The organism is Polaribacter irgensii 23-P (genome assembly GCF_000153225.1).
Classification (GTDB): domain Bacteria; phylum Bacteroidota; class Bacteroidia; order Flavobacteriales; family Flavobacteriaceae; genus Polaribacter; species Polaribacter irgensii.
Window position 1 is genome coordinate 1,697,361 of the sequence record NZ_CH724148.1, and the last position, 21,138, is coordinate 1,718,498.

A 21,138-nucleotide genomic window follows, 5' to 3' on the forward strand; every position below is an offset into this window, starting at 1 on the left:
GCTAATCAAAATAATTAGAGTCAAATCATTATAATATGGAGTATTTAGAGTTTGAAATGCCTATTAAAGAGCTTCAAGATCAACTACAAAAATGTCAGATTATTGGTAAAGAAAGCGAAGTAGACGTGAGTGCTACTTGCAATAAAATTAATAAGAAATTAGCGGAAGCAAGAAAAAATATATACAAAAACTTGACACCTTGGCAGCGTGTTCAATTGTCAAGACACCCAAACAGACCGTATACTTTAGACTATATTAAAGCAATTTGTGGAGACACCTTTATGGAACTTCACGGAGATCGCAGTGTTGGTGATGACAAAGCGATGATTGGAGGCTTAGGTAAAATAGGAGATCAGTCCTATATGTTTATTGGCCAACAAAAAGGATACAATACAAAAACGCGTCAGTACCGGAATTTTGGGATGGCAAATCCTGAAGGGTATCGAAAGGCACTGCGTTTGATGAGAATGGCTGAGAAGTTTGGAATCCCCGTAGTTACCTTGTTAGATACACCGGGTGCATATCCTGGTTTAGAAGCAGAGGAGCGTGGGCAGGGGGAAGCAATTGCTAGAAATATTTTTGAAATGACCATTTTGAAAACTCCAATTATTACTGTAGTCATTGGTGAAGGAGCTTCTGGTGGCGCTTTGGGAATTGGTGTTGGAGATCGTGTTTATATGATGGAAAATACGTGGTATACCGTAATTTCTCCAGAATCTTGTTCTTCAATATTATGGAGAAGCTGGGAGTACAAAGAGCAGGCAGCTGCCGCTCTAAAATTAACGGGTACCGATATGAAGAAAATGAAGTTAATTGATGGTATTATCAAAGAGCCCGTGGGTGGAGCGCATACAGACAGGGCAGGTGCTTTTAAAGCTGTTCAGAATCAAATTGTTGCTGCTTTTGAAGAATTGAAGGGTCTTTCTGAGGAAGATTTAGTAGCAAAGAGAATGAATAAATACGCAAATATGGGCGTCTATAAGGAGTAATCTTTGTACATCATAAAATGAAAAAAGCGCAATTCTTGTGATGATTGCGCTTTTTTATTTAGTTGCGATAAGTGTTTCTTTAAGAGAAAACAATACATTTAAATGTGATTATACCAATTTTATAAAGAAGGTTTCATTTTCTATATGAGGTCAATAATACAAAATAATTATCGGATTACAACAGCTTCATTAAATGCCCAAAGAGGTGAATAGCTCTTTTAATTTAGGGTCAGAGGGTCTCGGTGCATTTGCATCAACAATGTTTCCCTTTGGATCAACTAAAATAAACCTGGGAATTGAATTGATTTGATAGGCCTGCTGAAAAGAGATGTCTTCTCCGGCCCATAATTGCGTACCTGTCAACTCTTCTGACTTTACAAAGCTTCTCCATTTATTCTCTGCAGCCTCCCAAGAACCACCGTTTCTTCGAGATTCATCTGTAGAAATACTCACGAATTCAATATTTTTACTGTGGTATTCTTTTTCTAAGCTTGCTATAAATGGAATTTGCTGTATACAAGGTCCACACCAAGTAGCCCAAATATCGATGTACACATATTTTCCTGCAAAAGAAGACAAAGATTTTTTTGGACCTTTAAAGTTTGTGTACATCTTGAACTCAGGTGAGGGGGTACCTTTCGCCATGGTTTTATTTTTTGAATACGCTTGGTTAAAGTAATTGATCATTTGAACCATTTGCTGGTTTGCCATTTCCACTAAAACACTGTCAATATTCTTATATGAACCAAGAATACTATCTTGTCTTTTTTCTAAGTTAATGAGTTTATTTCTGAATTCGTTTTTTTCCAGCGCTAAAATTAATGCAGGGTTCCCAATACGCTGACTTTCTGAAATTTGTGCAAGTATGAAAGCATTGTTTTCAGCACCTGTGCCGGCAAATTCAAAGCTGGTCATGAATTTTTCTGAATCTCCGGTAATGGTAAGATCAAAACCATTTTTTAAAAAGATGGGTGCTCTTTTTTTTGGATTTGTTTCTAGGGTATATACGCCAGCAGTAGGGACTCTTAATGTGTCTTTAAAAGTGCCATTCTCTTGAATTTTTATCGTTTTAATAATTCCTTTCTGTGATGCTATGGTGAGCACAGAATCTTTGTTATTCTCTAATTTTATTAGGATTGAAAAGTATTCTTTAGAATGTTCAGTTTTGCAAGAGCTTATAGTCAAGGCAAGCAAAAGTAAAAAACTTATTTTTTTCATTTTTTTATAAATTATTTGGCGCAAATATAAATATTTAATCAGATTTTTAACATGAAAGTAAAAGCGATTTAAAGGAAATAAAAAATCCCAAACGTTTGTTTGGGATTTTAATTATTTAAGAAGCTGCGTTAATTTCGGGTTTTTTTTTACCTTTTTTGATGTTAATGGTCAGTTTGTTTTCTTTCTCATCTAGATCCATGGAAATAGTGTCGCCTTCAGAGAGCTTAGAATTTACAATTTCTTCTGCCAAGGCATCTTCAATGTATTTCTGTATCGCTCGATTCAACGGTCTTGCTCCATATTTTTTATCAAATCCTTTGTCAGCAATATAATCTTTGGCTTTATCACTTAGCTTTAAGGTATATCCTAACTCTGAAATTCTTTTTAAGAGCTTGTCTAATTCTATGTCTATAATCGCATGTAAATCTTCTTTTTCCAATGCATTGAAAATGATAACATCGTCAATTCTATTCAAAAATTCAGGAGCAAATGATTTCTTTAAAGCCCCTTCGATTACCGATTTCTCATATTCATCTGCTTGCGCTGTTTTTGAAGAAGTTCCAAAACCTACACCGCCACCAAAGTCTTTTATTTGGCGTGCACCAATATTAGAAGTCATGATAATAATGGTATTTCTAAAGTCAATTTTTCTTCCTAAACTATCTGTAATATAGCCATCATCAAGAATTTGTAATAAAATATTAAAGACATCGGGATGCGCTTTTTCTATTTCATCAAGTAAGACTACAGCATAGGGTTTTCTTCGTACTTTTTCCGTCAATTGACCGCCTTCTTCGTAACCTACATACCCAGGAGGTGCTCCAATTAAACGGGAAATAGCAAATTTCTCCATGTATTCACTCATGTCAATCCGAATCAAAGAATCTGCAGAATCAAATAATTCACTCGCTAAGACTTTCGCTAATTGTGTTTTTCCAACACCTGTTTGTCCCAGGAAAATAAAAGAACCAATTGGTTTGTTAGGATCTTTTAATCCCACTCTATTTCTCTGTATTGCTTTCACAACTTTCGCTACGGCAATGTCCTGTCCGACAACTCTTCCTTTGATTAAGTTTGGCAGTTCGAATAGTTTTTCTGTTTCCGCTTCTGCAACTCTGCTTACAGGAATTCCGGTCATCATTGAAACCACTTCTGCAACATTGTCTTCGGTAACCATTTCACGATTCAGTTTCGAGTCGTTTTCCCATTGCTGTTGCGCAGAATCTAGTGCCGATTCTATATTTTTTTCGTCATCTCGCAGCTTCGCAGCTTCTTCATATTTCTGCCCGTTTACAGCTTTCGTTTTATTTTCACGAATAAGCTCTAGCTTATTTTCTAATTCTAAAACTTGTTTGGGAACAACAATATTTGTGATGTGAATTCTCGAACCTGCTTCATCTAAAGCATCAATCGCTTTATCTGGCAGGTAGCGATCCGTCATATATCTATTGGTTAATTTAACGCAGGCATCAATAGCAGCATCTGTGTAATTTACATGGTGATGCTCTTCGTATTTACCTTTGATATTTTGTAAAATTTGTATGGTTTCCTCAACAGAAGTTGGCTCTACAATGACTTTTTGAAAACGACGTTCTAAAGCACCGTCTTTTTCAATATTGGTTCTGTATTCATTTAAAGTTGTAGCACCAATACATTGGATTTCTCCTCTCGCTAGCGCAGGCTTTAACATGTTGGAAGCGTCTAGAGATCCCGTGGCACCTCCAGCACCCACAATCGTGTGAATTTCATCTATAAAAAGAATGATGTCTTCATTTTTCTCAAGCTCATTCATAAGCGCTTTCATGCGCTCTTCAAATTGACCTCTGTATTTTGTGCCGGCAACTAAGCTTGCCAAATCTAGAGATACAACACGTTTGTCAAATAATATTCGGGATACTTTGCGCTCTATAATTCGAAGTGCTAAACCCTCTGCTATGGCAGATTTACCAACACCAGGTTCTCCAATTAACATGGGGTTGTTTTTCTTTCTTCTACTTAAAATCTGGGACACACGTTCGATTTCTTTCTGTCGACCAACAACAGGATCTAGCTTTCCTCTTTCGGCTAAATCTGTCAAGTCTCTTCCAAAATTATCTAAAACAGGCGTTTTTGTTTTCTTTACATTTTTACCTTTTTGAGTTTGTTCGAAAGGGTTTGACTTTTCACTGGCAAATTCATCGTCTGAGGGCGTCTCTGCTATTGGGTTTTGTGGCAAACCTGCAGCATCGTCTGCATGCAGTTGTTTGTACAATTCTTTCGCTTCGTCATAATTCACACGGTATTTCTGAATCAGCTTTGTTGTAGGGTCATTCTCGTTTCTCAGAATGCACAAGAGTAAATGTGCGGTGTCAATAGATTCACTTTGATAGAGCTTGGCTTCTAGAAACGTGGTTTTAAGTGCCTTTTCGGCTTGCCTTGTCAAATGTAAGCTTCTCTTATCCGAAGTTTCTGTAAACGTTAGGTCTACAGGATTTAATTGTTCTAATTTTGTGCGCAACAGATTTGTATCTACGTCAAGAGCAGACAAAATATCCATTGCTTTTCCTTCTCCTTCTCTTATTAAACCTAATAACAAATGCTCTGTTCCAATAAATTCGTGCCCTAACCTTAGTGCTTCCTCTTTACTAAATGCGATTACATCTCTTACTTTTGGTGAAAAATTATCGTCCATATATATAGTTATATCTATTTGTGTAAATTTAATTCTTTTTTTTTTTAATAAATACAAAAAATATGCCAATTCTGTAAAACTGACAGGTTGACCAGCAGTTAAAATTAGAAAACTATCGAAAAGGAACCAAATAAAAAAGGAGTAAAAACTATAAAATAATGTTGATAACTCGTCTTAATTCGGAGGAAAATACGCTTTGAATATAGATGTAGAAATATTATCTTGCCCTGTTTTAAAAAAAGGATACATAATAATACAATATATATATGACTGAGGGAGAGAAGTTGATTCCGATTAACATAGAAGAGCAGATGAAATCAGCGTACATCGATTACTCGATGTCTGTGATCGTTTCAAGAGCATTGCCAGATGTAAGAGATGGTTTGAAGCCAGTACACAGAAGGGTGTTGTTTGGTATGCACGAGTTGGGAATCAAGGCGACCGGTTCTTATAAAAAATCAGCAAGAATTGTTGGAGAAGTATTAGGAAAATTTCACCCACATGGGGATACTTCTGTTTATGATTCTATGGTGAGAATGGCGCAAAGCTGGAGTGTGCGGTACATGATGGTAGATGGCCAGGGTAATTTTGGTTCTGTGGATGGAGATAGTCCAGCAGCAATGCGTTATACAGAGGTTAGAATGCAAAAAATATCAGAGGATATGTTGGCTGATATTGAAAAAGATACCGTAGATCAGCGTTTAAACTTTGATGATACTTTACATGAACCAGTTGTGTTACCAACGCGCATTCCGAATTTATTAGTAAACGGAGCTTCAGGTATTGCTGTGGGAATGGCAACAAACATGGCGCCTCACAACTTAACTGAGGTAATTAACGGAACGCTTGCGTATATTGACAATCGAGAAATTGACATTGATGAGTTAATGCAATACATTACTGCACCTGATTTTCCTACAGGAGGAATCATTTATGGTTATGATGGTGTTAAAGATGCTTTTCATACAGGCCGTGGACGTATTGTAATGCGTGCGAAATCTGTAATTGAAGAGGTAAAGGGTCGCGAGTGCATCATTGTCTCAGAAATCCCGTACCAAGTGAACAAGGCAGAAATGATTAAGAAAACTGCAGAACTTGTAAACGAAAAGAAAATAGAAGGCATTTCTAATATTCGAGATGAGTCTGACAGAAACGGTATGCGAATTGTCTACGTTTTAAAAAGAGATGCGATTCCGAATATTGTCTTAAATAAATTATTCAAGTACACGCAATTACAAACTTCTTTTAGTGTGAACAACATCGCTTTGGTAAAAGGAAGACCAGAGCAGTTGAACTTGAAACAACTGATTCATTACTTTGTAGAGCATCGGCACGAAGTTGTGGTCCGAAGAACAAAATTTGATCTTTTAAAAGCAGAAGCGAGGGCACACATTTTAGAGGGATTAATCATTGCGTCAGACAATATAGATGAGGTAATTGCAACGATTCGTGCTTCTCAAAATGCCGATGAGGCACGGGAGAAATTAATAGCACGTTTCGAATTGACAGAAATTCAAGCAAAAGCTATTGTAGAGATGCGTTTGCGTCAGTTGACCGGTTTGGAGCAAGACAAGTTGCGTGCAGAATTTGATGCAATTATGACAACGATCGTCGATCTAAAAGATATTTTAGCAAATGAGCCTCGAAGATATGAAATCATAAAAGGTGAACTTGCCCACATCAAAGATAAATATGGTGACGACCGTAGATCTGTGATCGAATATGCGGGAGGAGATATGAGTATTGAAGATATGATTCCTGACACGAAAGTGGTGGTAACGATTTCTAATGCTGGGTATTTAAAGCGAACCAATCTTGAAGAGTACAAAGTTCAAAATAGAGGAGGACGAGGACAGAAAGGTGCAACGACAAGAAATGAAGACTTCTTGGAACATTTATTTGTGGGAACAAACCATCAATACATGATGTTCTTTACACAAAAAGGAAAAGTATTTTGGATGCGAGTGTATGAAATTCCCGAAGGTGGTAAAAACACAAAAGGAAGAGCAATGCAGAACTTAATCAACATAGAGCAAGATGATAAAGTGAAAGCATTTTTAGTAACACAAGATTTAAAAGACGAAGCATACATTAATAGCCATTATGTAATCATGGCGACGAAGAAAGGGCAGGTTAAAAAGACGTCATTAGAACAATATTCGAGACCGAGAACCAACGGTATTAACGCCATTACCATCAAAGAGGGCGACGAGTTGTTAGAGGCGAAGTTGACCACAGGAGACAGTCAAGTAATGTTGGCCTTAAAGTCGGGTAAATCCATTCGTTTTGAAGAAGCGAAAACCCGTCCTATGGGAAGAACTGCTTCGGGAGTAAGAGGAATTACATTGCAGCATGACAAAGATGAAGTTATCGGGATGGTGGCTGTCAATGACATGGAAAGTAATATTTTAGTTGTTTCGGAAAAAGGATTTGGTAAGCGCTCGAAATTAGAAGATTATCGTATTACAAATAGAGGAGGTAAAGGAGTGAAAACTCTAAATATCTCAGAAAAAACAGGAAATTTAGTCGCTATTAAAAACGTAGATGACTCTAACGATCTGATGATAATCAATAGATCTGGATTGACCATTAGAATGGCGGTAGAAGATTTAAGAGTGATGGGTCGAGCAACTCAGGGAGTTCGTTTGATAAACATCAAGGATAATGACAGCATTGCTGCCGTGGCAAAAGTTGCCCATGAAGAGGAAGTTCCAGAAGATTTAGATGCTCAAGTTGAAGATGGCACAGAAATTGAAAATGACGCTAGTGAAAATGAATCCGATGAGCAGGACGGGAATGAAAATAACGAATAATAATAAATTAAATAAGTATTAAAATGAAAAATCAAGTATTAGCACTTTCTTTGGGTTTGTTAACTGCGATCACTTTTGGTCAAAAGAAAGAATTAAAAGTTGCAGAGAAGGCATTGAGAAAAAGTGAGTTTTCTTCGGCATTAGCAGCTGTAAATTCGGTAGAAGGCATGCTGGAGAGTATGGATTCTAAATACAAGTCTAAATATTACTTTTTAAAGGCTCAGGTGTTTTTGGGTCAAAATAAATACCAGGAGGCATCCAATGCTTTTACGGAGCTTTTTGAGTACGAGAAAGAAATAGATGAAGATAAATACAGCGAGGATGCAAAACCAATGCTGAATGATTTGATACAAAAAGTTTCTGGGAAGTCAATAGAGCAGTACAATGCAAAAGATTATGCGGGCGCTCAGGTTAATTTTTACTTAACGTATAAGTTGAGCCCAAAAGATACGAGTTTCTTGTACAATGCTGCAATCAGCGCTTCTTTGTCTAAAGAATATGATGTTTCTTTAAAATTCTATAAAGAGTTAAAAACTATCGGATATACAGGGGTGAACACACAGTATTTTGCAACCGATAAAGAAACGGGTATTGAAGAAGAATTTGGATCTAAAGGGCAGAGAGATATCATGATTAAGTCGGGAGGTTATACTGTTCCTCTAGATAAAGTATCTGAATCTAAACAGGCTGAAATCGTAAAAAATATTGGGTATATTTTAGTGAATCAAGGAAAGACAGAAGAAGCCGTTATTGCCTTACAGGAAGCGAGAAAGGCCAATCCAAAAGACGTGAATTTAATTTTAAATGAAGCACAATTATACATCAAGTTAGAAAAGATGGATAAATTTGCTGAGCTTATGAAAGAAGCGGTAAAATTAGATCCTACAAATCCAACTTTATTTTTCAACCTAGGAGTTGTGAATTCAAATGAAGGTAAGATAGAAGATGCTGTTGGGTATTACAAGAAAGCAATTGAATTAGATCCAGAATATGGAGATGCCTATATGAATTTAGCAATTGCTATGCTAGGAAAAGAAAAAGCGTTGGTAGAGGAAATGAATAAAAACTTGTCTAACTTTAAAAAGTACGATGCGCTGCAAGCAGAGCAAAAAGAATTGTACAAAAGCGCTTTGCCATTTTTAATGAAAGCAGACAGCATCAAAAGATCTTTACAGACTGTAAAAACGTTGTTGAATATTTATGATACGTTGCGCATGGAAAAAGAAGCAGCTATTTTAAGACCAATTTATAAAGAATTGAGAGGATAAAAAGACATTAGAATTCGTTTATAAAAAAATCCAAAACTTTTAAGTTTTGGATTTTTTTATATGATTTTTTTTATCACTCTTAATTGATGGGTGTGTTTTTGGAGATCTGTATTGAAAATACCGCTGTGATCTAAGGTGTCAATTCGTACTTTACCATGGGCATGAATGATGTTATAATCATTAAGAATAATACCAACGTGCACTATTTCGCCAAACTCATCATCAAAAAAAGCCAAATCTCCCGGCTCACTCTCTTCGATGAAACTAAGCACTTCCCCTTGTTTCGATTGCTCTTTTACGTTTCTTAGTAAGGCATATCCACACAATTTGTACACGATTTGTGTAAAGCCTGCAGCATCGATTCCAAAGGGTGATTTTCCTCCCCAAAGAAATGGAGTATTTAAATAGGTAAACGCTGTTTTTAAAATCTCATTTTTAGGAAATATGCCGTGAAAAATAGCACTTTCATACCCATATTCGTAATTTTCTAATTGCAGCTTTCCTTTCATAAAGAAAGGCAGTTGTGCACCCATGGCTATGGTGGTCAGTTCGTTCTTTTGATTGGTTACAAAATCTAAAATTTCACCAGAGTAAGTGGGTATTTCTTTGCAAAGTGCCTTGTAAAAAACAGCAGAAATTTCCAAGTACTGTTTGTTGTCAATATAGCCCTCAAAATGGTCAAAAGCCAAGCGAATTTTACTCCAATTTTTCTGTTTTTCGATGATCTCAAAATGTTCACCAAATAGGAGCTGACTCCTCATTTCAGAAGAATCACTTTCTAGCGCCCTTAAAGGAACAATACTTAGATTACAAATGCCAAAAAGCATAGTTACAAACCGTTATTATAAAATTAAATTCTTTCCAATACCATTGCACTTGCGCCACCACCACCATTACAGATGGCTGCGGCCCCAATTTTGGCATTATTTTGTTTTAATACCGTTGTTAAGGCAATGACTATTCGAGCACCAGAAACACCCAAAGGATGCCCTAGGGAGACCGCTCCACCATTGATGTTTACTTTTTCATCGGTAATTTGTAATAGTTTCATATTTGCTAAACCAACCACAGAAAAAGCTTCGTTTAGTTCAAAATAATCTACATCAGCGATGTCAATATTTGCTTTTGCGAGTGCTTTTGGTAATGCCTTTGCTGGTGCGGTTGTAAACCATTCAGGCGCCTGCGCTGCATCTGCATAGCTTTTGATTTTAGCAAGTGGTTTTAACTTTAATTCAGTAGCCTTTTCTAAAGACATTAAAACAAGGGCAGCGCCACCATCGTTGATTGTAGAAGCATTTGCAGCAGTAACGGTTCCGTCTTTTGTAAAAGCAGCGCGCAATGCTGGAATTTTTTCTATTTTTACGTTTTTATACTCTTCATCTTCAGAAAAAATAATGGGATCTCCACGTCTCTGTGGAATTGTTACAGGTACAATTTCATCTGCATATTTCCCTGCACTCCAAGCTTGTGCAGAACGCTGATAAGACTGTATTGCAAAAGCATCTTGATCTTCCCTAGAGAAGTTATATTTTGAAGCACAAGCATCTGCACAAACTCCCATAGGCACTTGATCATATGCATCTACCAAGCCATCTCTTTGCATTCCATCTTCTAGTGTGATGCCTCCAAACTTAATGCCATTTCTTGCATGTTGATAATGTGGAATCGAACTCATGTTTTCCATGCCACCAGCAACCACAATTTCAGCATCTCCAAGTGCAATAGTTTGAGCAGCCAACATGATGGCTTTCATGCCCGAAGCACACACTTTATTTACGGTAGTACACGGCACAGTATCCGGGATTCCGGCATAAATTGCCGCTTGTCTTGCTGGCGCTTGACCTAAGCCTGCGGAAACGACATTTCCCATAAAAACTTCTTCAACCATGGACGGTGCTAAATTGATTTTTTCCAGCGCTCCTTTGATGGCGATAGCTCCTAATTTGGTTGCGGGGATTGTAGCTAAACTTCCCATAAAACTTCCGATTGGTGTTCTTGCAACAGCTACAATTACGACTTCTTTCATATGCTATTTTGAGTTTATTTTAAGATAAGATTGCAGGCTAAATTACTATTTTTTAATCAATTTTATCCGTTTGTTTCTGCTGAATTTCTAAGCGTCACTTTTTTGCAGTAAGTTTGTCATCACAAGACACTATCCATGAGCAATTTCGTAAATAAACTCTATCAAAAGAATACCATTATCTACAAAGTGATTTTATTTTTGATCACTACGCTGGCGATTGTTTATTTATTTCCCAAAGGAGGGCAATTTAAGTACGACTTTAGCAACAGTCAATTATGGAAATACGACAATTTATATGCTCCTTTTGATTTCGCTATTCAGAAATCTGAAGCAGAAATTAAGAATGAAAAAGCACAAATAGTGGCCAATTCGAAACTGTATTTTATTGCTGACAATACCATGGTTGTCAACGTTAAAAATACTTTCAAAAAAAGAATGGCAGCTTTGTTTTTGAATGCTTCTTTATCGTTAGATGAGAAGAATGTTTTTCAGGAAATTGGGTTAACCACTATCGATAAAGTATATGAGTTTGGATTTTTGGAAGCGAGTATTCAGGAAAAGCTAGAAGATAAAGAGGTGTTGGTGGCCATTAGAAAAAAAAATGTAGTGCAAGACATTCCTTTTAAAAACTTTTACATGTCAAGTACAGTTTTAAAAGTGATTACAGCGGATTTAGAAGGTCATTTTGCCAATTATACCAGCGCACAAGTTTTTAATGTCCTTTCGGAGTTGATCAAGCCCAATGTAAGTTATGACGCGGTGTTTACAAACAAAGTGCTTGCAAACGAGTATAAGAATATTTCCTACACAAAAGGCAAAGTTTCATCTGGAGGGCTTATTATTCTCAAAGGAGACATTGTGGAAGGGAAAAAATTAGCAATTTTAAATTCTCTAAAAAGTGAATCGGAATCTAAGGTGTGGACAGAATCTAGTTACAATTGGATTATTTTAGGGTATAGTATTTTAGTTTCTTTGGCTTTACTGATGCTTTTGTTATTTTTAAAAAAGTATCGGGTAGAGATTTATGAAAATAACAACAAGGTTACTTTTATATTCTTCAATGTTTTTTCTATGATTTTCATACAGACATTGGTTATTAATTACAATTCAGACTACCTCTATGTGGTTCCTTTAAGTGTACTTCCCATCGTTTTAAAAGCCTTTTTTGATGCCCGTTTAGGGTTGTTTACACATGTGTTAACAGTATTGCTCTTGGGTTATATTGTTCCCGATAGTTTCGAGTTTATATACTTACATATTATTGCAGGGATGGTAACGATTCTTACAGTTTCAGAGCTTTACAAAAGAGCGAACTTATTTATTTCTGTCGCTCAGATCACAGGAATTTATATGCTTACCTATTTGGCTTTTTCTATTATTAAAGAGGGCAACGCAGGGCAAATCAACTTGCAATACTTTATATTATTTGCCTTAAATGGTCTGCTGTCTTTTTTGTCTATTATTTTGATTTATATCTATGAAAAAGTATTTGGATTGGTTTCTGACGTTACTTTATTAGAGTTGTCAAATACCAACACCAAACTGTTACGAGAGTTAAATGAGAAAGCACCAGGTACTTTTCAGCACTCCATGCAGGTAGCAAACTTGGCAGAAGCTGCAGCCAATGAAATCGGTGCAAATTCCATGCTGGTAAGAACAGGAGCTTTGTATCACGATATTGGAAAAATGATGAATCCCATGTATTTTACTGAAAATCAAACAACCGGTGTAAATCCGCACCACGATCTTTCTCCAAGAGACAGTGCTAAAATAATCGTGGACCATGTGATAAAGGGGGTGGAGATTGCAAAAAAATACAAGTTACCAGATCGAATTATCGATTTTATAAGAACACATCACGGGACTAGTACCACTTACTATTTTCTGATAAAAGAAAGAGAAATGAATCCAGGTATAGAAGTTGACATTAAAAAATTTCAGTATCATGGACCAAATCCATTTTCAAAAGAAACAGCAATTTTAATGATGTGTGATGCTGCAGAAGCTGCTTCTAAGAGTTTGAAAACACCTAGTGCGCAATCTATCAGTGCTTTAATAGATAAAATCATTGAAAAGCAAATGGCAGACAATCAGTTTTTAAATTCAGATATCACGTTTAAAGAGATTGAAACGATTAAAAAGGTAATCAAGAAAAAACTTTTAAATATGTATCATTTGAGAGTTGAATATCCCGAGTAGAAAATAAAGTAAAAAACATCTTGTTAAATTGTAAATGTAATATTACATTTGCACTCGCAATTTAAAAGAGTTGCAAACAAGTTCATAAAAAGGAGAGGTGCCAGAGCGGTAATGGAGCAGATTGCTAATCTGTCGACGGGTAACTGTCGCCAGGGTTCGAGTCCCTGTCTCTCCGCAAATTTTAAGAAACTCCAGTATTGTTTTTACTATTTTTAAAAGCAATATGTAGCGGAATGTCTTCGGGGTGTAGCGTAGCCCGGTCATCGCGCCTCGTTTGGGACGAGGAGGTCGCAGGTTCGAATCCTGCCACCCCGACACAGTTGTACGTAGCAACTTTAAAACTACGGGCTCTTAGCTCAGCTGGATAGAGCACCTCCCTTCTAAGGAGGCGGTCGGAGGTTCGAATCCTCCAGGGCTCACTTAAAGCTTCACAGAAATGTGAGGCTTTTTTGTTTTTACTTGATGTCTCCATGAATATTGCTTGGATTCAGGCAGGTTATACGCACTTAAAAATAAGGTGTAAGTATTGATAATGTTGTTTTTATGGCTTCTCTATTGATTTTATAGTGCGCGTTGTATTTAATAAATTTATTTAAAAAAAAAGTTATGTTTACAAGTAATACCAATTCAAGTGTAAAAAAAAATAAGGATCAAAAGGAGTATGCTTTTGCAGTTGCCGCACTATTTTTTGGCGTGCTATTTTTAATCACATTATTTTATATCAAATATTCGAATGCAAACAGCACTTTAGAATCAAAACAAAAGGAACAAGAGGTGCATCGCTCTGCTGTTCGTAAGCAGTAGTTAAACGAATTTATAGTGAAAAGGTTTGTAGAGAAAGCAAGCCCCGTATTGTGACATATAAGTAGGTAAAAAGTGTCAGTTCAAAATAGGTGTAGTGACTATTTGTAAGTTAAAGTCACATTCGTTAAAGCGCGCCTTCAAATAGTATTAGGATTTTGAAAACTATGAATAAAGCTTCGCAGAAATGCGAGGCTTTTTTGTTGTTCTAAACTTTCTAGGATATATAGTGGTTCGCAGTATTTTCAAATGTAATTTATAAATGAAATTACACCTTTTTAGTTGCACAGTCAGGTGTACCAAATTTTCTTGAGGTGTATTCTTTTTATAAAAAACAAAATATATAATTTAATAATACTCATTTTTTTTAAAAGAATTAGGATAAATAAAAAAGCACAATGTCAAATAAGATTAGCAAAATTAGAGAGGAGCTCTCAAAGGGTATCTTCACCAATTCAAATTATTGGAGCAGTCTTAAACAAAAAATTTGAGGTCTAAGTAAGGAAAACGCACTTTTAAACATCAAATTAAGTCTTAACTAGCAACAATAGATACCGCTTTTTAAATGCTTCAAATCTTACCTAATGAGTTTGATGTAGACGATATGTATCTAAAGTATAAAGGAGAGGATTCTAAAAAGGAAATTAGCATCTTTGGTGGGTATGAGTTGCACAATTAAAAGACTAAAAAGCGAATAGGAGTTAAATGTAATCAACTTTTTTGGAGTAGGTTTGGGGAGCGCTGGAGGAAAGCGACTTCGGTTATTACGAAGTCTTACAAAAGAAAAGATGTGAGGTTGAAAGATTTGGATTTAAAATTTATCAAAGACTTGGCTTACTTTTTTAAAACTGAATTGAAACTGAGGCAAGCAACAGTATATAGAAGCATCCAGAGAATAAAGAAAATAATTCAGTTTGCCATTGCTGAAAACTATCTACAGAAAGATCCTTTCCATTTGTATAAGAACAAGAAGTATAAGGCTGTAATTGTTTATTTAATGGATGAAGGGTTACAGTGTTAAAACAACGCATAAATGTTTGTTGTGTTTGTACGTATTAAAAAATATTATTTTCGTGGGGTCACATCAAATTTGCATATACAGTTGCTTTTATGGATTATTGCTGCGTTTGGCCCCTTTTTTTTGGTGGTGGTAGACTTATTTTGTGTAAAACAAGTATTGTTCGTAATAAATAACGAAACAAAAATTAAACGACTAAAACGTCTATTCCCAATTCTATCAGTTTGTCCCTGTAGCTGTCTTCTATTCCGTCATCTGTAATTATTTGGTCAACATCTTCCAGACCACAGATTCTTCCGAAGCCTTTTCTTCCAAATTTCGAGGAGTCTGCTAGAATGATTATTTTTTGCGCAGATTTTATCATTAATTTATTTATCGAGGCTTCCATTAAGCTGGTTGTGGTTAGACCAGAATTGAGGTCAATGCCGTCAACACCTAAAAATAATTTTGAGCAATTGAATTCCGAAAGCATCTGTTCGCCCAAAGGACCAATAACTGAAGAAGAACTTTTTCTAACAATGCCGCCAAGTTGGATAACATTCACATCATTCAAATTAGAAACGATCAATGCAGCGTTTAAGGATGCTGTTAAAATAGTCATTCCTTTTACAGGTTTTATTTGATGTGCCAATTGAATAATGGTTGTTCCGGATGCAAGAATAACACTGTCAAAAGGTTTTATTAATTGAGCCGCTTTGATGGCTATTTTATTTTTCTCATCGTGATGAATTTTCTCTTTTTCATTTACAGTTTTTTCACGGATGTATGGGTTTTTCCGTATTGCTTTTCCGTTTGATCGAAATAATAAATTTAATTCTTCAAGTAGTGTCAAGTCTTTTCGGATTGTTACTGAAGAAACTTTAAACACTTTACTTAATTCTGAAACGGTTACAAAACCTTCTTCCTCTAATTTGTTGAGAATAAGTTCATGGCGTTCAGCGATATTCACAATCATTCTTTTGGATTTTTATCAAAGCAAATATACCTTATAATTTTTTTGCGATCACAGCTTTCGTGTACATGAAATGTTTTTTTGGTGATTATACGACTGTTTGCGCATTCGTGAAGGTCGAATAAACACGGAAACTACGCTAATTTAACACTTTTCTATGCTATATTGACCCCTCAACACCTCTCTCGAAGCCTTATGAAACCTAATAAATTAAAAATAATTTCAAAATACTTTCAAAAAGTTTCATTATGTTTCATATTGATTATATATTTACAATCAGAGTACTAACCAAAATATAATATAAGAAGAGGATGATTAGAAATGAAATGATTGGTGAAATCGATAATAATTCTAAAGAGTATGATTTTGTAGTAATAGGTGGTGGGGCTACAGGCATTGGCATTGCACTAGAGGCGTCTGCAAGAGGATACTCTGTGTTGTTGCTAGAAAAGTCAGATTTTACAAAATCTACATCAAGTAAGAGTACGAAGTTGGTACACGGGGGAGTTCGCTATTTAGAACAGGGTAACATTAGTTTGGTAAGAGAGGCTTTAACAGAAAGAGGTTTGCTGGTTAAAAACGCTCCTCATTTAGTTAAAAACTTATCTTTTATAATACCTACACATGGTTTTTATGATGAGGTTTTGTATACTGTTGGTTTGACTTTATATGATTTATTAGCAGGTAAATTAAGTTTAGGTAAATCTAAATGGCTATCTAAATCAAAAACGATACAACGTATTTCTACCATTAATCCAGAAAAAATATCAGCAGGAGTTGAGTATCACGATGGTCAATTTGATGATACGAGACTGGCAATAAATACACTGCAGACCGCTGTAGGCTTAGGAGCAACTGTTCTCAATTATTGTGATGTTAAAGGGTTGGTTAAAAATAGTGCAGGAAAGGTGACTGGTGTCAAGTTTATAGATCAAGAAACAGCGAAAGAATACGAAATAAAAGGAAAGCAAGTTGTAAACGCAACCGGAGTTTTTGCAGATGATATTTTAAAAATGGATTCGCCTCGTGCTGAAAAAACAATTGCTCCAAGTCAAGGCGTTCATTTGGTTTTAGACAAATCCTTTTTACCAGGGAGTCACGGTATTATGATTCCAAAGACAGATGATGGCAGAGTTTTGTTTTTGGTGCCTTGGCACAACAGAGTGGTTGTTGGAACTACAGATACTCCTATTGCAAAAGAGTCTTTAGAGCCGATTGCCTTAGAAGAAGAAATAGAATTTATTTTGAAGACGGCCGCTAGGTATTTAACAAAAGCTCCTTTAAGAGCCGACGTGTTAAGTGTTTTTGCAGGATTAAGACCTTTAGCCGCTTCGAAAGGAAACGGAAGTAAGACAAAAGAGATTTCTAGAAGTCATAAAATATTCGAATCTGATTCGGGATTGCTTACTATGATTGGTGGTAAATGGACAACTTATAGAAAAATGGGTGAGGATTTGGTTGATAAAGCAGAAAAAAAACTAGGTTGGTCTCATATTTCAACAAAAACAAGAAATTTAAAAATTCACGGTTATAAAGAGCATGTGGTCTATGAAAACCCGTTATATTTTTATGGATCTGACGAGGAGGGTTTGTTAAATTTAGCCAAAGAGGAGGGAATGGATACACACATAAGTGAAGCACTTCAAGTAATAAATGCGCAAGTTGTTTGGGCGGTTAAATATGAGATGGCACGCACGATAGAAGATTTTTTAGCGCGAAGAACGCGTTGTCAGTTGCTGGATGCACAGGAGAGCATAAAGATGGCACCGCAGGTAGCAAAAATAATGGCAAATGAATTGGGAAAAGACCAAGATTGGCAAGAAAAACAGGTAGCAGATTATATGGAGGTTACTTTAAAGTATATTTTATAAAAACTAATTAAAAACTAAAATTATCTAAAAAATGAAAGACAAGTTAATCTTAGCTTTAGATCAAGGCACAACCTCTTCAAGAGCAATTTTATTTAATCACAGTGGAGAAATTGTACGCGTTTCTCAAAAGCCTTTTGAACAAATTTTTCCGGTTTCGGGGTGGGTAGAGCACGATCCAAGTGAAATATGGTCTTCTCAAATATCTGTAGCTGCTGAAGTTATTGCGAAAGCGGGAATTACAGGAGAAGATATTGCAGCAATTGGTATCACCAACCAAAGAGAAACCACTATTGTTTGGGATCGTGAAACTGGTGAAGCGGTGTACAATGCAATTGTATGGCAAGATCGAAGAACAGCAAAGTTGTGTGATTCGTTAAAAGCTGCAGGTCATGGAGATATGATTAAAAGAAAGACAGGTCTTATTTTAGATGCTTATTTTTCAGCCACTAAATTGAAGTGGATTTTAGATAATGTTGAGGGAGCAAGAGAAAAAGCTGAAGCAGGCAAATTATGCTTTGGCACTGTTGATACATTTTTAGTGTGGAAGTTAACTCGAGGTAGAATGTTTATCACCGATGTTTCGAACGCAAGCCGTACAATGCTTCTAAACATACACACGTTAGAATGGGATGAAGAATTATTGCAATTATTCAACATCCCTAGAGCTATTTTACCTGAAGTAAAAGAAAGTAGTGAGGTTTATGGAACCACATCTACAACTTTATTTTCAACAAAAATTCCTATTGCAGGTATCGCTGGAGATCAGCAAGCAGCATTGTTTGGGCAAATGTGTACAAAACCTGGTATGGTGAAAAACACTTACGGTACAGGTTGTTTTTTGTTGATGAATACGGGTGAAAAAGCGGTGTATTCTAAAAATAATTTATTGACTACGGTTGCTTGGAAAATTAATGGGAAAACGACTTATGCTTTAGAGGGAAGTGTATTTGTTGGAGGCTCTGCCGTGCAATGGATGCGAGATGGTGCAAAAATGGTAAAAACAGCGCCAGGCATAAGTTATTTAGCAGAGACAGTAAGTGATAATGGTGGTGTGTATTTCGTGCCAGCATTAACAGGTTTAGGCGCGCCCTATTGGGATCCCTATGCTCGTGGTGCGATTCTTGGTATTACAAGGGGAACTTCAGATGCGCACATCGCTCGAGCGACATTAGAAGGCATTGCATTTCAGGTATTTGACATTGTAAAAGCAATGGAAGCCGATGCTGGTGAAAAAAGTATTGAATTACGAGTTGATGGGGGAGCCGCCGCAAGTAATTTACTAATGCAAATACAATCAGATTTATTTGGTTTTAAAATATTGCGTCCAAAAACGTTAGAAACAACAGTCTTAGGAGCTGCTTATTTGGCTGGTTTGGCCGTTGGATTTTGGGACAGTGTCGATGATATTCAATCGCAATGGACTGTAGACAAGGTTTTCGAGCCTGCTGGTGATGAAGCAAAAATTAAAGAGATGTTGCATTATTGGCATAAAGCAGTAAAATGTTCACAAAACTGGTATGAGGATTAAATTTGTTTAACTAAATAATACAAATAATTATGTCAATTTTAGTCGCAGAAATCTTAGGTACAATGATGCTTATTCTATTGGGCAATGGAGTGGTTGCAAATGTAGTTTTACAAGGTACAAAAGGAAACAATTCTGGATGGATTGTAATAACAACAGGTTGGGCTTTAGCAGTATTTGTAGGAGTTGTAATTGCTGGTCCTTCAAGTGGAGCGCATTTAAACCCAGCGGTTACCATCGCGCTTGCAACAGCAGGAAAATTGTCTTGGACTTTAGTACCAGAGTATCTTGTTGGAGAGCTGATTGGTGCCATGTTAGGGGCCTTTTTAGTCTGGTTGTTTTACAAAGATCATTTTAAAGCAACCGAGGATGAAGTAGGAAAACTAGCCTGCTTTTGCACTTTACCAGCCATTAGGAATACAGCTTCAAATTTGATCAGTGAAATTATTGGAACATTTGTACTGGTATTTACGATATTTCATTTGGCTGGACCAAATATTGATTTAGGCATTTCTACTGGGACTAAAATAGGTTTAGGCTCACTCGGTGCGGTACCGGTAGCGTTGTTAGTTTGGGTAATCGGTTTGTCATTGGGTGGTACAACGGGGTATGCCATAAATCCAGTGAGAGATTTAGGACCAAGAATTATGCACGCTATTTTACCAATAAAAGGAAAAAGTAATTGGGGATACGCCTGGATCCCTATCGCGGGACCTATTATAGGATGCTTGGCAGCAGCCTTCTTATATACGTATTTGTCTGTATAATTTTCAATAAAATTTAAAAATAAATTAAATGAAAAAAGTATTATTTATACTTTTAGCTGCATTTGCGGCGCAGGTTTCTTCTGCCCAAAAAAAGCAATTAAAAGAGGGTTTCGTTGACTTTTCAGTAGCGATAAAAACAAGTCATTTGTGGAGAGGTTTAATTATTTCAGACAAACCAATGGCCGCTGTTTTTATAAAATTGAAATTAAATAAATCAGGCAGTATTTCTACTGGTTTTTGGGGGGGGATGGCTTTTTCAAATGAGAGTGATGGCACATCATACAAAGAAATAAATTATTATTTGCAGTATGCAGATAACGGTTTTTCTATCGGCTTCTGGAATTTATTTAATACCAGAGGCAATGAAAACCCTGATGTTTGGAATTATAACAAAGAAACTACAGGGCATATATTAGATCTAAGAACTTCCTATAATTTTGGAGATAGTTTTCCGCTATCTCTGCAAGCAAATGTGTTCTTGCGTGGAAGTGTTGATGGGCAATACACCCATTTGAATTTTGAACAACGGTATTCCACTTATGTTCAAGTAGCATACCCGTTGATAACAGCGTCAAAGGTAACTGTAAGTGGTTTTGTAGGTGCAGGACTCTCATTGAACGGAGATACTCATATTTATGGAGACGGAACCCAAAATTTTGATCTCGTAAACGTTGGTTTTACTTTTTCTAAAACCGTTAAGTTTGGGGATCACAACCTGCCTTTTTCTGTAAATACATTATGGAATCCTTCTGTAAAATATGCAAGAGTTCAATTAATTGCGCATCTTTTTTAAGGAAACTGTGAACAGTTATTTAGTTTGAGATCAGTACGTAAAATCTATCAAAGTGATGCGAAGCGTGCACTTCTTTTAGAACAGAAGTTTGAGATTTTACGGAAGAAAAATAAATAAATTATAATTCAAATTGAAAGCTTCCAAATTTTTATGAGTACCTGTATAGGCGATCAAGGGGTGCAACTTTAAAGTTTCAGTAGTAAAAAAAAAGAAAGAGATCATCTTGT

Annotated in this window: 15 protein-coding genes and 3 tRNA genes; 13 read left to right on the forward strand and 5 right to left on the reverse strand. The window is 36.1% G+C overall.

The annotated features are described in order from the left end of the window. The first annotated feature begins 35 nt into the window (after positions 1-35). A complete protein-coding gene (locus tag PI23P_RS07595) occupies positions 36-989 on the forward strand; it encodes an acetyl-CoA carboxylase carboxyltransferase subunit alpha (protein WP_004570195.1) in 954 nt (317 codons plus the stop codon). A 189-nt stretch (positions 990-1,178) separates the two neighbouring features. On the opposite strand, the gene PI23P_RS07600 is transcribed toward PI23P_RS07595, so the two are convergent. Together PI23P_RS07600 and PI23P_RS07605 are read right to left on the reverse strand one after the other, a co-directional pair. Beyond that, positions 1,179-2,207 (reverse strand): TlpA family protein disulfide reductase, encoded by a 1,029-nt coding sequence (locus PI23P_RS07600; RefSeq protein WP_004570196.1) that lies wholly within the window; start codon positions 2,205-2,207, stop codon positions 1,179-1,181. Positions 2,208-2,322: 115 nt separating this feature from the next. Then, positions 2,323-4,878, reverse strand: a complete 2,556-nt coding sequence (locus PI23P_RS07605; protein WP_026288359.1) for an ATP-dependent Clp protease ATP-binding subunit — start codon at positions 4,876-4,878, stop codon at positions 2,323-2,325. Positions 4,879-5,144: 266 nt separating this feature from the next. Between PI23P_RS07605 and gyrA the strand changes: the two genes are divergently transcribed. After that, positions 5,145-7,691 carry a DNA gyrase subunit A gene (gyrA, locus tag PI23P_RS07610; RefSeq protein ID WP_004570198.1) on the forward strand — a complete coding sequence of 849 codons (2,547 nt, stop codon included), beginning with the start codon at positions 5,145-5,147 and terminating at the stop codon, positions 7,689-7,691. Between the two features lie 23 nt (positions 7,692-7,714). Beyond that, positions 7,715-8,959, forward strand: coding sequence for a tetratricopeptide repeat protein (locus PI23P_RS07615; RefSeq protein WP_004570199.1), 1,245 nt, complete (start codon positions 7,715-7,717; stop codon positions 8,957-8,959). 56 nt (positions 8,960-9,015) lie between these two features. Here the strand turns inward: PI23P_RS07615 and PI23P_RS07620 are convergent, their stop codons facing one another. Together PI23P_RS07620 and PI23P_RS07625 are read right to left on the reverse strand one after the other, a co-directional pair. Continuing rightward, positions 9,016-9,786 carry a C40 family peptidase gene (locus tag PI23P_RS07620; RefSeq protein WP_004570200.1) on the reverse strand — a complete coding sequence of 257 codons (771 nt, stop codon included), beginning with the start codon at positions 9,784-9,786 and terminating at the stop codon, positions 9,016-9,018. Positions 9,787-9,809: 23 nt separating this feature from the next. After that, positions 9,810-10,985: an acetyl-CoA C-acyltransferase gene (locus PI23P_RS07625; protein WP_004570201.1), complete on the reverse strand. Its 1,176-nt coding sequence runs from the start codon at positions 10,983-10,985 to the stop codon at positions 9,810-9,812. 135 nt (positions 10,986-11,120) lie between these two features. Between PI23P_RS07625 and PI23P_RS07630 the strand changes: the two genes are divergently transcribed. The 6 genes from PI23P_RS07630 (at position 11,121) to PI23P_RS07655 (ending at position 15,006) form a co-directional block, all read left to right on the forward strand. After that, on the forward strand, positions 11,121-13,184 hold the full coding sequence (locus PI23P_RS07630; RefSeq protein WP_004570202.1) for an HD family phosphohydrolase: 2,064 nt from the start codon (positions 11,121-11,123) through the stop codon (positions 13,182-13,184). Between the two features lie 91 nt (positions 13,185-13,275). Continuing rightward, positions 13,276-13,359, forward strand: a tRNA-Ser gene (locus tag PI23P_RS07635). A gap of 65 nt (positions 13,360-13,424) precedes the next feature. After that, positions 13,425-13,499 (forward strand) — tRNA-Pro (locus PI23P_RS07640). A 30-nt stretch (positions 13,500-13,529) separates the two neighbouring features. Then, positions 13,530-13,603 (forward strand) — tRNA-Arg (locus tag PI23P_RS07645). A 187-nt stretch (positions 13,604-13,790) separates the two neighbouring features. Next, on the forward strand, positions 13,791-13,988 hold the full coding sequence (locus PI23P_RS07650; RefSeq protein WP_238299994.1) for a hypothetical protein: 198 nt from the start codon (positions 13,791-13,793) through the stop codon (positions 13,986-13,988). Between the two features lie 691 nt (positions 13,989-14,679). After that, complete coding sequence (locus tag PI23P_RS07655) at positions 14,680-15,006, forward strand: phage integrase SAM-like domain-containing protein (protein ID WP_302846532.1); 327 nt, start codon at positions 14,680-14,682, stop codon at positions 15,004-15,006. A 184-nt stretch (positions 15,007-15,190) separates the two neighbouring features. Here PI23P_RS07655 and PI23P_RS07660 read toward each other — a convergent pair whose 3' ends face one another. After that, entirely contained in the window at positions 15,191-15,958 is a 768-nt protein-coding gene (locus PI23P_RS07660) for a DeoR/GlpR family DNA-binding transcription regulator (protein ID WP_004570207.1), read from the reverse strand. 308 nt (positions 15,959-16,266) lie between these two features. On the opposite strand from PI23P_RS07660, the gene PI23P_RS07665 reads away from it, so the two are divergent. From PI23P_RS07665 to PI23P_RS07680, 4 genes are read left to right on the forward strand one after another with little or no spacing between them, the layout of a single operon-like run. Beyond that, positions 16,267-17,826 (forward strand): glycerol-3-phosphate dehydrogenase/oxidase, encoded by a 1,560-nt coding sequence (locus PI23P_RS07665; RefSeq protein ID WP_004570208.1) that lies wholly within the window; start codon positions 16,267-16,269, stop codon positions 17,824-17,826. Between the two features lie 31 nt (positions 17,827-17,857). After that, complete coding sequence (glpK, locus tag PI23P_RS07670) at positions 17,858-19,354, forward strand: glycerol kinase GlpK (protein ID WP_004570209.1); 1,497 nt, start codon at positions 17,858-17,860, stop codon at positions 19,352-19,354. Positions 19,355-19,383: 29 nt separating this feature from the next. After that, positions 19,384-20,118, forward strand: a complete 735-nt coding sequence (locus PI23P_RS07675; protein ID WP_004570210.1) for an MIP/aquaporin family protein — start codon at positions 19,384-19,386, stop codon at positions 20,116-20,118. A gap of 28 nt (positions 20,119-20,146) precedes the next feature. Next, on the forward strand, positions 20,147-20,911 hold the full coding sequence (locus PI23P_RS07680) for a hypothetical protein (protein WP_004570211.1): 765 nt from the start codon (positions 20,147-20,149) through the stop codon (positions 20,909-20,911). Positions 20,912-21,138 lie beyond the last annotated feature (227 nt).

Coding starts and splice junctions, on each gene's coding strand:
- PI23P_RS07595 (WP_004570195.1), top strand. CDS start 36: ATGGAGTATTTAGAGTTTGAAATGCCTATTAAAGAGCTTCAAGATCAA.
- PI23P_RS07600 (WP_004570196.1), bottom strand. CDS start 2,207: ATGAAAAAAATAAGTTTTTTACTTTTGCTTGCCTTGACTATAAGCTCT.
- PI23P_RS07605 (WP_026288359.1), bottom strand. CDS start 4,878: ATGGACGATAATTTTTCACCAAAAGTAAGAGATGTAATCGCATTTAGT.
- gyrA (WP_004570198.1), top strand. CDS start 5,145: ATGACTGAGGGAGAGAAGTTGATTCCGATTAACATAGAAGAGCAGATG.
- PI23P_RS07615 (WP_004570199.1), top strand. CDS start 7,715: ATGAAAAATCAAGTATTAGCACTTTCTTTGGGTTTGTTAACTGCGATC.
- PI23P_RS07620 (WP_004570200.1), bottom strand. CDS start 9,786: ATGCTTTTTGGCATTTGTAATCTAAGTATTGTTCCTTTAAGGGCGCTA.
- PI23P_RS07625 (WP_004570201.1), bottom strand. CDS start 10,985: ATGAAAGAAGTCGTAATTGTAGCTGTTGCAAGAACACCAATCGGAAGT.
- PI23P_RS07630 (WP_004570202.1), top strand. CDS start 11,121: ATGAGCAATTTCGTAAATAAACTCTATCAAAAGAATACCATTATCTAC.
- PI23P_RS07650 (WP_238299994.1), top strand. CDS start 13,791: ATGTTTACAAGTAATACCAATTCAAGTGTAAAAAAAAATAAGGATCAA.
- PI23P_RS07660 (WP_004570207.1), bottom strand. CDS start 15,958: ATGATTGTGAATATCGCTGAACGCCATGAACTTATTCTCAACAAATTA.
- PI23P_RS07665 (WP_004570208.1), top strand. CDS start 16,267: ATGATTAGAAATGAAATGATTGGTGAAATCGATAATAATTCTAAAGAG.
- glpK (WP_004570209.1), top strand. CDS start 17,858: ATGAAAGACAAGTTAATCTTAGCTTTAGATCAAGGCACAACCTCTTCA.
- PI23P_RS07675 (WP_004570210.1), top strand. CDS start 19,384: ATGTCAATTTTAGTCGCAGAAATCTTAGGTACAATGATGCTTATTCTA.
- PI23P_RS07680 (WP_004570211.1), top strand. CDS start 20,147: ATGAAAAAAGTATTATTTATACTTTTAGCTGCATTTGCGGCGCAGGTT.